This window comes from Gordonia sp. L191, from assembly GCF_030077625.1.
Classification (GTDB): Bacteria; Actinomycetota; Actinomycetes; order Mycobacteriales; family Mycobacteriaceae; genus Gordonia; species Gordonia polyisoprenivorans_A.
In genome coordinates this window covers 2939443-2952552 of record NZ_CP125996.1, presented here as the reverse complement: position 1 = coordinate 2952552, position 13110 = coordinate 2939443, and the positions used below count along the sequence as shown (strand labels likewise).

Sequence of the window (13110 nt, the reverse complement as noted above, 5' to 3'; positions counted from 1 at the left end):
GGGCGGGCCCCGCGTCGTCTCCAGATGAGTAGGCTGTACCGTCGTGCACCTCAAGTCGCTCACTCTCAAGGGCTTCAAGTCCTTCGCGTCGGCGACCACTCTGCGCTTCGAGCCCGGGATCACCTGTGTGGTCGGGCCCAACGGGTCCGGCAAGTCCAACGTCGTCGACGCGCTGACCTGGGTGATGGGGGAGCAGGGTGCCAAGGCGCTGCGGGGCGGGAAGATGGAGGACGTCATCTTCGCCGGCACCTCGGGACGGCCACCACTGGGCCGCGCCGAGGTCACCCTCACGATCGACAACTCCGACGGCGCGCTGCCCATCGAATACTCCGAGGTGTCGATCACCCGCCGCATGTTCCGCGACGGAGCGGGCGAATACGAGATCAACGGCAGCTCGTGCCGACTGATGGACGTCCAGGAACTGCTGTCGGACTCCGGAATCGGCCGGGAAATGCACGTCATCGTCGGGCAGGGGCGCCTCGCGGCCATCCTCGAGTCCCGGCCGGAAGATCGCCGCGCCTTCATCGAGGAGGCCGCGGGTGTCCTCAAACACCGCAAACGCAAGGAGAAAGCGGTCCGCAAACTGCAGTCGATGCAGGCCAACCTGGACCGTCTGTCCGACCTGACCGCCGAACTGCGCCGCCAGCTCAAACCACTCGGACGCCAGGCCGAGGTGGCACGCCGCGCCCAGACCATCCAGGCCGACCTCCGCGACGCCCGCTTGCGGCTGGCCGCCGACGACCTTGTGACCCGCCGCTCCGAGATGGCCGAACACACCGCCGTCGAGGACAACATCCGCCGAGAACAGGACGAGGTCTCCGCCGAACTCGACGCCGTATCGGGTGAACTCGCCGACCACGAAGAGCATCTCGCACAAGTGGTGCCCGCCGCCGAGGCCGCCGGCCAGGCGTGGTTCACGCTCTCGGCGTTGGCCGAGCGGGTCGACGCCACCGCCCGCGTCGCCACCGAACGCAGCCGTTACCTCGATGAGCCGGTCACCGCGTCCAGCGGTCCCGACCCCGACGACCTCGAACGCCAGGCCGATGAGGCCGCGGAGACCGAGGCAGAGATGACGGCCGCGGTGGAGAATGCCGCAGAGTTCCTAGAAGGTGCCAAAGACGAACTGGCGCAACGTGAACGGGCTGCCGCAGCAGCCGAGCAGGCGCACCTGGCCGCGGTGCGGGCCATCGCCGACCGGCGGGAGGGACTCGCCCGCCTCGAAGGGCAGGTCGACAATCTGCGGACCAAGGCCGATTCGGTCGACGCCGAGACCACACGTCTGACCGAGGCCATCGCCGCCGCCGTCGAGCGTTCGCAGATCGCGCAAACCCAGCAGGACGAGGTGGCCGAGTCGTTGGGTGAGCTCGAAGCCTCGGAAAAGGGCCTCGACGAACACCACGAGCGCTGTGTCAGCGCGCTCAACCTGTCCAACGAGCGCGTGGCGACGCTGCAGGCCGAGGAACGCGAGGCCGAACAGCGGATCGCGTCGTTGACCGCGCGCATCGAGGCACTGTCGGTGGGCCTCGAGCGTGGTGACGGCGGTGCCTGGCTGATGGAGAATGTGGCCGACGGACTCCTCGGTCCCATGTCCGAGCTGTTGACCGTCGAGGCCGGCTACGAGACCGCGATCGCCGGTGCGCTCGGCGGTGCGGTCGATGCGATCGCCGCCGCCGATCCGTCGTCGGCGCTGCACGCCCTCGAGTTGCTCAAAGCCGGTGACGGTGGCCGGGCGTCGATGATCGTCGGCGGCCTGACCCACGCCCCCTCGCCGCGCACCGACCCGCTTCCCGACGGAGCGGTGTGGGCGTCGTCGGTGGTGACCTGCGCACCGTCCATCCGGCCCGCGATCGAGCTGATCCTCGCCGACACCGTCCTGGTGGACACCACCGAGGCAGCCGTCGAGGTGGCCGGAGCGCTCGGCGTACGCGCGGTCACCGGCGACGGCGACCGGGTGTCCCGCGCGACCATCGAAGGCGGATCATCGCACCTGCCGTCGACGCTGGAGGTCCAGTCGGCGATCGACACCGCGACCACCGATCTCGCCGCCACCCGCCGACGGGTCGAAGAACTCGCCGCCGCCCTGCAGGGTGCGTTGGCCGAACAGCAACAGCGCAGGGAAGCCGCCGAACAGGCACTCGCCGCTCTGCACGAGTCCGACAGCGCCGTGGGCGGGGCATACGAACATCTCGCCCGGCTCGGACAGGAGATCCGCGCGGCGCAGGCCGAGGCCGACCGGCTCACCCGCCAGCGCAACTTCGTCGAGACCGGCCGCGCCGAGACGGCCGCGAAACTCGACGAACTCGAACAACGTCTGGCACTCGCCCAGGGCGAGGGCACCGACGAACCGACCGGCGAGGTCGATTCGGGGGAACGCACGCTGGCAGCCGAGGCGGTGGCCGCGGCCCGCAGCGCCGAGATGGAGGCACGGCTGACGATGCGCACCGCCGAAGAGCGTCTCGCGTCGGTGCGCGGACGTTCCGAATCGCTGCGGCGTGCGGCGCAGCGTGAACGTGACTCCCGCGAACGGGTGCGTCGTCAGAACGAGGCACGACGACAGGCCGCCACGGTCGCCGCCGCCGTGGCCGCGTCGGCTGCGGAGGTGTCCGAGCGGGTGGCCGCCGCCGTCGCCACCGCGCAGGCCGGGCGTGACGAGCTCGAGCAGGTGCGGGCCACCCGCACCGCGGCCGTCGACGAACTCAAGAGTCGCGTCAACACCCTCTCGCAGCGGCTGAGCACGCTCAAGGACGCCGTGCACCGTGACGAGGTGGCCCGCGCACAGGCCACACTGCGGATCGAACAACTCGAGGAGCAGGTACTCGAGCAGTTCGCGATGGCGCCCGACGACCTCGTCGCGGAATACGGGCCCGACGTGCCGATGCCGCCGTCGGCGCTCGAGATGGCCGAGTACGAGGCCGCCAAGGCGCGTGGCGATCAGGTGGTGGCCCCGGCGCCGATGCCCTTCGACCGCGCCACCCAGGAGTCACGGGCCAAGAAGGCACAGAAAGACCTCAACACGTTGGGCCGGGTGAACCCCCTCGCACTCGAGGAGTTCGCCGCACTCGAGGAGCGCTACACCTTCCTCTCCGCGCAGCTCGAGGACGTCAAGGCCGCCCGTAAGGACCTGATGTCGGTGGTCGAAGAGGTCGACGCCCGCATCCTGCAGGTGTTCACCGAGGCCTATGCCGACGTGGAACGCGAATTCGCACAGGTGTTTTCGACGCTGTTTCCCGGGGGAGAGGGCCGTCTGGTCCTCACCGAGCCCGGCGACATGCTCACCACCGGAGTCGAGGTCGAGGCCCGGCCACCGGGGAAGAAGGTCAAACGGCTGTCACTGCTGTCCGGCGGCGAGAAATCGTTGACCGCGGTGGCCATGTTGGTCGCCATCTTCCGTGCGCGGCCGTCGCCGTTCTATGTGATGGACGAGGTCGAGGCGGCACTCGACGACACCAACCTGCGACGCCTGATCAGTCTGTTCGAGCAACTGCGGGAACGGTCGCAGCTGATCGTGATCACCCACCAGAAGCCGACGATGCAGGTCGCCGACGCGCTCTACGGCGTCAGCATGCGCGGCGACGGGATCACCACGGTGATCTCCCAACGGTTGCGAGGGGTCGACGTCCCGGTCGCCGCGACCCCAGATCCCGCGACCGACTGACACATCCCGACGGACACCCCCGACCGCGAGACCGACGGACCGCAAGACCGACGGAGAACAGGACCAGTGCACCAGTGAACACCGACATCATCATCGGCATCGTCGTCGCGGTGGTCGTGATCCTCGCGCTCATCGTGGTGGGCATCGTGCTCGCCCGGCGGCGGCGGATCTCGCTCACCGACCAGCCCGAGCGCCAGGTCGCCGACGGCAGCAAGCCGCAGGTCGACAGATCGGGCGGGTACCAGGCCGGGTCGGGTTTCAGTTTCAGCCAGGGCGGGGCGGGTACCGCCACCGCGCCGCCACCGGCACCCGGCCCGACGCCGACCGTCGAGCCGGTGCTGCCGTCGCAGGAGCGCACCGAGACCGACGGCCAGCCGGCCGTCGGCGACGACGCCTCCATCCCGCGTGACTCGGTCAAGCGTGGAATCTCCGAGGTCAGCCTCCCCGACACCACCGACGACAGCGCTCCCACCACCGCCGACAGCGCCCCCGCACCCGCCGACAGCGCTCCTGCTTCCGCCGACAGCGCTCCTGCTTCCGCCGACAGCGCTCCCGATGTCGCCGACAGCGCTCCCGATGTCGCCGACGGCGCTCCCGATGTCGCCGACGGCGCTTCCGCTGCCGCCGACAGCGCTCCGGCGGTCCCGGCGGATGCCTCCGGTGCCGCCGAGGCGCCCGCTCGCGAGGAGATCGCGCCGACCGCGGGGCGCCTCGGTCGGCTCCGCGGCCGTCTGTCGCGCTCGCAGGGCGCGATCGGCAAGAGCATGCTCGGGTTGCTCGGCGCCGGCGACCTCGACGAGGACAGCTGGGAAGAGATCGAGGACACCCTGGTGATGGCCGACCTCGGCACCGCGTCGACGACTGCCGTCGTGGAGCGGTTGCGTACCGATCTGGCCACCAACCCGGTACGCACCGCCGATGACGCCCGGGCGCTGCTCAAGCGTGTTCTCGTCGATCAGCTCCACCCCGAGATGGACCGATCCGTGCGCGCCCTACCGCACGCCGACAAGCCGGCCGTGATCCTGGTCGTCGGTGTCAACGGCACCGGAAAGACCACCACCACCGGCAAGCTTGCGAGAGTGCTCGTCGCCGACGGGCGACGGGTGCTGCTCGGCGCCGCCGACACCTTCCGCGCGGCCGCCGCCGATCAGCTCCAGACCTGGGGGGAGCGGGTGGGAGCCGACATCGTGCGCGGCAAGGAACAGGCCGATCCGGCATCGGTCGCCTTCGACGCCGTCGCGAAGGGCATCGACTCGGGCGTCGACGTGGTCATGATCGACACCGCAGGTCGCCTGCACACCAAGACCGGACTCATGGACGAGCTGGGCAAGGTCAAGCGCGTCGTGGAGAAGAAGGCGCCCGTCGACGAGGTGTTGCTGGTTCTCGACGCGACGGTGGGGCAGAACGGTCTCACCCAGGCCCGGGTGTTCGCCGAGGTCGTCGACATCACCGGAGTGGTCCTGACCAAGCTGGACGGTACCGCCAAGGGCGGCATCGTGTTCCACGTCCAGGAGGAACTCGGTGTTCCGGTGAAGCTGGTGGGTCTCGGCGAAGGTGCCGACGATCTCGCGCCGTTCGAGCCCGAGGCGTTCGTCGACGCGCTCCTCTGAGCGCGACCGAGGCCGGACAAACGATCGGCTCCGGCACGACGGATCCGGGGCCTCCTCATCGGCTCTTGCGAATGTGTGAACGTGTGGGTTTTGCGCTGCACAATCATGCGTGCCGCTGCATAGCGACCAGGGATTTAACGTCAGCGAAATATAAAGCAGTCAGCGGTTCACATATCCGAAACGCCAGGGCACCACGCCTGAAACCGACTGCCGACACTCTCTTTGCAGGCGCCGAGCCGTCGGCGCTGTATAGGGAGGTAAGCAAGTGATATTGGCTCTGCCAGACACAGCCTTTGGAACTCCGGACGCGGGTGACACCGCTTGGATGCTCGCCAGCGCGTCGATGGTGCTTCTGATGACGCCTGCGTTGGCGTTCTTCTACGGGGGCCTGTCCCGCGGCAAGGCCGTGCTGAACATGATGATGATGTCCTTCGGCTCGGTCGCGACGGTGAGCGTCGTGTATGTGCTGTGGGGCTTCTCGGAGGCCTTCGGCAACGGCATCACCGGCGACAGTGACATCGGGGGTATCTTCTCCAACCCCTTCGCTCTGTTCGGTTCGGGACAGTTGTCCGACACGATCCCCGGGCCAATGAAGGACGGTGCGGCAACCGATCTCGTCGTGACCGGCGGCTTGACGATCCCGTCGTATGTGTTCCTCGGCTTCCAGCTGACCTTCGCGGTCATCACCGTCGCCCTCATCTCGGGTGCTGTGGCCGAGCGTGTGAAGTTCTCGACATGGCTGGTGTTCTCGGTGCTGTGGTCGACCATCGTCTACTTCCCGCTGTCGCACATGGTCTGGGGCGGCGGAATCATGTCCGCGGCCGAAAAGGGCTTCGCCTCGTGGATGTTCGGATCGACCGACGGCAAGGCCAACGTCGCACCGATCGACTTCGCCGGCGGCACCGTGGTCCATATCAACGCCGGTATGGCGGGCTTGGTTCTCGCGCTCATCGTCGGCGCCCGTGTGGGCTTCGGCAAGACTGCCTACCGGCCGCACAACATTCCGTTCGTCATGCTCGGCGCAGCTCTTCTGTGGTTCGGATGGTTCGGCTTCAACTCGGGTTCGGCGTTGGCCGCCAACGTGTCCGCCGGACTAGTGTGGGTCAATACGACCGCCGCGACCGCAGCGGCGATGATCGGCTGGCTGGGCGTGGAATGGGTTCGAGACAAGCACGCGACCAGCGTTGGTGCCGCCTCGGGCATCGTCGCGGGACTGGTGGCGATCACCCCCGCGTGCGGCAACCTCACCCCGGTGGGATCGTTGATCCTCGGCGTGATCGCCGGTGCGCTGGCGGCGGTGGCGATCGGCTTGAAGAACAAGTTCGGCTACGACGACTCACTCGATGTCGTCGGCGTGCACCTCGTTGCCGGGCTCTGGGGCACGATCGGTATCGGATTCCTTGCCAAGGACACCGGCCTGTTCTGGGGCGGCGACTACAAGCAGCTGGTCGTTCAGGTTGTGATCGCGCTGTTCGCGCTCGCGTTCACAGGCGTTCTGACCACCATCATCGCCTTCATCCTCAAGCCGCTCGGCTGGCGTATCGCCGATGACGAGGAGAAGAGCGGTATCGACGAGGCCGAACACGCGGAGACGGCGTATGAGTTGGCGTGATTCCTCACCCGCCGACCACTACGCTGAATCCCAGCCGAATCCTTTGGAGAGGGTTAACTCATGAAGCTGATCACCGCAATCGTGAAGCCGTTCACGCTCGAAGACGTCAAGGCAGGTCTCGAGCAGGCCGGAATCCTGGGCATGACCGTCAGTGAGGTCCAGGGCTACGGCCGTCAGAAGGGCCACACCGAGGTCTATCGGGGCGCCGAGTACTCGGTCGATTTCGTCCCGAAGGTGCGGGTCGAGGTCGTCGTGGACGACGCCGCCGTGGACAAGGTCGTCGATGTCATCGTCGAGGCCGCCCGCACCGGCAAGATCGGCGACGGGAAGGTCTGGGTCTCGCCGGTGGAGTCGGTCGTGCGCGTCCGTACCGGCGAGCGCGGCGCCGACGCACTGTAGCGAGAGGGCCCGATGCCCTTCGTGAGCACTGGTCACGGCCCCGCGTCCGATGATGATTCGGGCGCGGGGCCGCGTCCTTCCCAGACACCGGTTGCCGCAACGGATCTCGCGGCAACCCGACGCCAGCTGACCGAGGCGTCCGGCCCCAATCGACTCGACGCCCCCGGCCTGCGTCAGGTGCTCGTGGACCTGCACGAATTCTGGTTGACCAGCAAGGGCGCCGAACTCGGGATCAAACCCGGTAGCGGGCTGGCGATCGTCGCCGTCGGCGGGCTCGGACGCGGTGAGCTGCTGCCACATTCGGATCTCGATCTGATCCTGCTCTACGAGGATCAGTCACCCGAGCGGGTCTCGGAGGTCGCCGACGGCCTCTGGTATCCGTTGTGGGACGCGAACATCGCGCTCGATCACAGCGTGCGCACGGTTCCGCAGGCGCTGCAGGTGGCCTCCGAGGACGTGACGGCCGCACTCGGCCTGCTCGAGGCGCGACACATCGCCGGTGACGAGGATCTGTCATCGTTGCTGATCGGTGGGGTACGTCAGCAATGGCGTTCGGAGATCCGCACGCGTTTCCCCGCGGTGGTCGAACATGCCCGGGATCGGTGGCGGCGCAGCGGCGACATCGCCCATCGCGCCGAACCGGATCTCAAGAACGGTCGCGGCGGCCTCCGCGACGTGCAGTTGCTCGGTGCGTTGTCGATCGCGCAACTGACCGACGGCATGGCCAACCTGCGGCCCGACTCGCCCGGTGCGGGGCCGCAGGTCGCCTATCACCGACTCCTGGACATCCGTACCGAATTGCATCGGATCGCCGGCCGAGCACGCGAACAGGTGCGTGCCCAGGATGCCGACGAGATCGGTGCGGCGCTTGGCCTCGGGGACCGTTTCGATCTCGCGCGGGTCATCAGTGACGCCGCGCGCACGATCGGGTACTCCACCGATGTCGGTTTGCGGACCGCGGGCAATGCACTGCCACGACGCGGTCTGGCCAAACTGCGCCGCTCACCGATCCGGCGGCCGCTCGATGAGGGCGTCGTCGAGCACAACGGTGAAATCGTCTTGGCGCGCAACGCCATTCCCAGTAAGGATCCGGGCCTGATTCTGCGGGTGGCGGCGTCGTCGGCGCGGACCGGTCTGCCGATCAGCGCGTCGACCCTGTCGCGGCTGGCCGACTACGCCCCGGAGTTGCGCGAGCCGTGGCCGAGCGAGGCGCTCGGGGATCTGCTGGTGCTGCTCGGATCGGGGCCACACATGGTCGCCCCGATCGAGGCCCTCGATCGGACCGGTCTGTGGGGTCGGCTCCTGCCCGAATGGGGTGCGGTGCGCGACCTGCCTCCGCGTGATGCGGTGCACACGTGGACCGTCGACCGGCATCTGGTCGAGACCGCCGTCAACGCCGGCGCGATGACGACCCGGGTCACCCGACCGGATCTGCTGTTGCTCGGCGCTCTGATCCATGATCTCGGAAAGGGCCGCGGCGCAGACCATTCCATCGTCGGTGCGGAACTCGCCATCCAGGTCGGCAACCGGATCGGGTTGTGGCCGCAGGACGTGACGATCCTGTCGCAGATGGTCCGGCATCACCTGTTGCTGCCGACGGTGGCCACCCGCCGAGACCTCGACGACCCGGCCACTGCCGAGGAAGTCGTCGACAAGCTCGGACACAACCGATTGCTCCTCGAACTGCTCGCGGCACTCGCCGAGGCGGATTCGCTGGCGACTGGCCCGGGCGTGTGGGGTGACTGGAAGGCCTCACTCATCACCGACCTGGTGCGGCGGGCGACGCGCTTGCTCGACGGCGAGGAATTACCGACCCCCGAACCGCTGACCGACGAGATGATCGCGCTGGCGCGCAGCGACGACTTCGCGGTCCGCATCACCCCGACGGACGGCTTGCACACCTATTCCGTACTGATGGTCGCCCCCGATCATCCGGGCATGCTCTCCAAGATGGCCGGCGTGCTGGCGCTCAACGGATTGCGCTCGCTGTCGGCGACGGTCCAGGGTTACGAGAATCGCGCGGTGAACAGCTTCGTGGTGGTGCCCGTGTTCGGGACACCGCCCGAAGCCGGGCTGTTGCGCCAGCAGCTCATGGCGACCGTCGACGGCAAGTTCAGCGTGCTCGAGCGGCTCGACAAGCGTGAACGCGAGTCGCCGACGCCGACGATCGGCACGATCGTCGCGACCCCTGGGGCCGTGGCGGTCGCGCAGGGCGCATCCGACGATCCCGCAACGGTCGCCGCCAACGCGGTACCCGCACTGTTCGCGGTCGCGCCGTCGCGCGTGTTGTGGACGTCGGCGGACCTCGACGGTGGGGTGCTCATGGAGTTGCGCACCGACGACCGGCTCGGATTGTTGAGCCGGGTCAGCGACGTCATCGAACACGCCGGCGTCGTGGTGCGCTGGGCCAAGGTCGCCACCCTCGGCAACACGGTCGTCGATACGTTTTGTCTCATGCTGGGGGAGGACACCCCCGAGCGCCGGGCCGAGCTGGCCGAGGCGGTGCTCGCGGTCTGTCCGCCGCCGCGTCCGCATACCGAATCCGACGACGATCCGGGGCCGGCGAGCTACGGGAGCAGCGGGCGATCGGGAGTGCCCATCAGCTGACGCCACGCGGGATCGAGCGGTGGGCGGCGCCCGCCGTGTCGACGTGGGCGGGCGACGCGCACCCGCATCGGGCGCCGCACGAGCCGGTCATGGAAAGATGGTGGAATGTTCGACTCCCTCTCCGATCGGTTGACCGGTGCGCTGAAGGATCTGCGCGGCAAGGGCCGCCTCTCCGACGCCGACATCGACCGCACCTGCCGTGAGATCCGCCTTGCGCTGCTCGAAGCCGACGTGTCGCTTCCGGTGGTGCGTGCGTTCATCGCGCGCATCAAGGAACGCGCCAAGGGTGCCGAGGTCTCGGCGGCGCTGAATCCGGCCCAGCAGGTCGTCAAGATCGTCAACGAGGAACTCGTGGCGATCCTCGGCGGCGAGACGCGCCGCGTCCGGTTCGCCAAGACCCCGCCGACGGTGATCATGCTCGCCGGCCTGCAGGGTGCCGGTAAGACGACGCTTGCGGGCAAGCTCGGCGCCTGGCTCAAGAAGCAAGGCCACACCCCGCTGCTCGTCGCCTGCGATCTGCAGCGTCCCGGCGCGGTCTCGCAGCTCAAGATCGTCGGTGAACGCGCGGGCGTGCCGGTGTTCGCGCCGCATGCGGGCACCAGCATCAGCGGTGAGGCTGCCCCGATCGGGACCAATCCGCTCGGGGTGACCGCCGGTGACCCGGTGTCGGTGGCGACCGGCGGTGTGGCCGAGGCCCGGGCCAAGCACCACGATGTGGTCATCGTCGACACCGCGGGTCGTCTCGGTATCGACGCCGAGCTGATGAAGCAGGCCTCCGACATCCGCGACGCGACCCGTCCCGACGAGGTGCTGTTCGTCGTCGACGCGATGATCGGTCAGGATGCGGTCACCACCGCCGAGGCATTCGCCGAGGGCGTCGGGTTCACCGGCGTGGTGCTGACCAAACTCGACGGCGATGCCCGTGGTGGCGCGGCTCTGTCGGTGCGTGAGGTGACCGGCCAGCCGATCATGTTCGCCTCTTCGGGTGAGAAGCTCGAGGACTTCGACGTCTTCCACCCCGACCGGATGGCCAGCCGCATCCTCGGCATGGGTGATGTGCTCTCGCTCATCGAGCAGGCCGAGGAACACTGGGACGCCCAGCAGGCCGAAGAGGCCGCCGCCAAGATCACCCAGGGTGATCTGACCCTCGAGGACTTCCTCGAGCAGATGCAGATGATCCGCAAGATGGGTCCGATCGGCAACATTCTCGGCATGCTGCCCGGAGCGGGGCAGATGAAGGACGCCTTGTCGCAGGTCGACGACAAGCAGCTCGACCGCGTACAGGCGATCATCCGCGGTATGACGCCGGCCGAGCGGGACAACCCCAAGATCATCAACGCCTCTCGGCGTCTGCGTATCGCCAACGGCTCGGGTGTCACCGTCAGCGAGGTCAATCAGCTCGTCGACCGCTTCTTCGAGGCCCGCAAGATGATGGCGCAGATGTCCGGACGGATGATGGGCCCCGGCCGCAAGACCAACCGCAAGAAGGGCAAGGGGAAGAAGGGCAAGACCAAGGGCCGCGGACCCACGCCGCCGAAGGTGCGCGGTGGCTTCCCGGGGATGCCCGGTGGTTTCCCGGATCTGTCGAACATGCCCGCCGGACTCGACCAGCTCCCGCCCGGACTCGAGGGCATCGACATCTCCCAGTTCCAGCAGCCGAAGAAGAAGTAACCTGTCCGATGCCCGGAGACGTTGCAGCAGAACGCGACTCGGTCCAGTATTCCCCGATCGACCACGGCGGGCCGCGGCACTACCGGGGGCGCGACCCGCTCACCGACGAACCGGTCGAGTTCTGGGTGCGAGCCGGTCGCATCCGGACCGAACCGATCGCCGACGCGCAGACCGCTGCCGACGATGTCTGGATTCTGCCGGGGCTCGTCGACGCCCACAATCATGTCGGCATCGCCCCCGGGCTCGGGGTGACGATCGATCAGGCGCGGGCGTTCGCACGGCAGGACGTGGCAGCGGGCACCCTACTGATCCGGGAAGTCGGCTCACCACTGGACACCCACCCGCTCGACGACGACCCGCTGGCGCCGCGGTTCATCCGTTCGGGCAAGCACATCGCGCGGCCCAAACGGTACCTGCGTGATTACGGTGTGGATCTCGACGATCCCGACGAACTCGCCGACGAGGTGACGCGGCAGGCGGCCGCGGGCGACGGCTGGGTCAAGATCGTCGGCGACTGGATCGACCGTGAGGTCGGTGATCTCGCGCCGCTGTGGACCCGTGCGCAGCTCGATGCCGCGGTTCGTGCCGCTCACGATGCCGGGGTGCGGATCACCGCGCACGTCTTCGGTACCGATGCGCTCGGTGACCTCATCGCCGCCGGAGTCGACTGCATCGAACACGGAACCGGGGCGACCGCCGATCACCTCGATGCCATGGTCGAGCGCTCTATTGCCTTGGTGCCCACAATGATTCAGGTCGACAATTTCCCGGGTATCGCGGACGGGGCGGACCGGTTCCCGACGTACGCGGCCAACATGCGCGCCCTGCACGCCCGTGCGGTGGACACCTTTGCCGCCGCGCGCGAGGCGGGGGTCAGGATCTTCGCCGGTACCGATGCCGGTGGTTTCGTCGGACACGGGCGCATCGTCGACGAGGTCGAACGTCTCGCCGGCATCGGTCTCGGTGCGCGTGGTGCGATCGCGGCGGCGAGTACCGAGCCGCGTCGGTGGCTGGGTGCCGACCTACTCGACGACGGCGATCGTGCCGACTTCCTGATCTTCGACGAGAATCCGGTCTCCGATCTCGGCGTACTCCGGCATCCCCGAGCGGTCGTCTGCTCCGGAATCCACGTCTGATCACACCTGTCACTGGGGCCTCTGCGCACGGGTGATTTGTGATCCAAATCACCCGTTGTCCATTGGTGCGTTTTATTACTGTTCGGTAGGGTCACAGATGCATTGCAGGCGTGATCAGTCCGCAACTGCATCCGGGCCGTCTGGGCGGCCCGGCCACGGGGCGAGTCCGATCGACGCGAATGCGCGAGACGGGCCGACATGAAGCCGGACATGCGGTTATCTTTCGCGGGGTGGATAACCGCATGTCCGCACTTCCGGCGGGGTCGCCCGGCCGGGCAGGATTCACTCGATTTCTCCTCACTCACCCGGTCTGGCACAATGATCTGCTGGTTCGTCGGACCCGGTCACGCACCGCCCGACGGTCACACCGAGACAGATCGCAAAACCGGGCCCCACAACCGGTGGGGTCGCTGAATTGCG

At 68.0% G+C, this 13110-nt stretch carries 7 protein-coding genes; all 7 read left to right on the top strand.

Annotated features, from left to right (window positions below; genetic code table 11):
• Positions 1–43 precede the first annotated feature (43 nt).
• The 7 genes from smc (at position 44) to QNM97_RS13160 (ending at position 12690) form a co-directional block, all read left to right on the top strand.
• Positions 44–3655 carry a chromosome segregation protein SMC gene (gene smc, locus QNM97_RS13190; RefSeq protein WP_283818931.1) on the top strand — a complete coding sequence of 1204 codons (3612 nt, stop codon included), beginning with the start codon at positions 44–46 and terminating at the stop codon, positions 3653–3655.
• Between the two features lie 74 nt (positions 3656–3729).
• Positions 3730–5265, top strand: a complete 1536-nt coding sequence (gene ftsY / locus QNM97_RS13185) for a signal recognition particle-docking protein FtsY (RefSeq protein ID WP_283818930.1) — start codon at positions 3730–3732, stop codon at positions 5263–5265.
• Positions 5266–5530: 265 nt separating this feature from the next.
• On the top strand, positions 5531–6877 hold the full coding sequence (locus tag QNM97_RS13180; RefSeq protein ID WP_208790882.1) for an ammonium transporter: 1347 nt from the start codon (positions 5531–5533) through the stop codon (positions 6875–6877).
• Positions 6878–6937: 60 nt separating this feature from the next.
• Complete coding sequence (locus QNM97_RS13175) at positions 6938–7276, top strand: P-II family nitrogen regulator (protein WP_005176661.1); 339 nt, start codon at positions 6938–6940, stop codon at positions 7274–7276.
• Positions 7277–7288: 12 nt separating this feature from the next.
• Positions 7289–9883, top strand: a complete 2595-nt coding sequence (locus QNM97_RS13170) for a [protein-PII] uridylyltransferase (protein ID WP_283818929.1) — start codon at positions 7289–7291, stop codon at positions 9881–9883.
• A 105-nt stretch (positions 9884–9988) separates the two neighbouring features.
• Positions 9989–11554: a signal recognition particle protein gene (ffh, locus tag QNM97_RS13165; RefSeq protein WP_208790884.1), complete on the top strand. Its 1566-nt coding sequence runs from the start codon at positions 9989–9991 to the stop codon at positions 11552–11554.
• Between the two features lie 8 nt (positions 11555–11562).
• A complete protein-coding gene (locus tag QNM97_RS13160; RefSeq protein ID WP_283818928.1) occupies positions 11563–12690 on the top strand; it encodes an amidohydrolase family protein in 1128 nt (375 codons plus the stop codon).
• Positions 12691–13110: the final 420 nt, after the last annotated feature.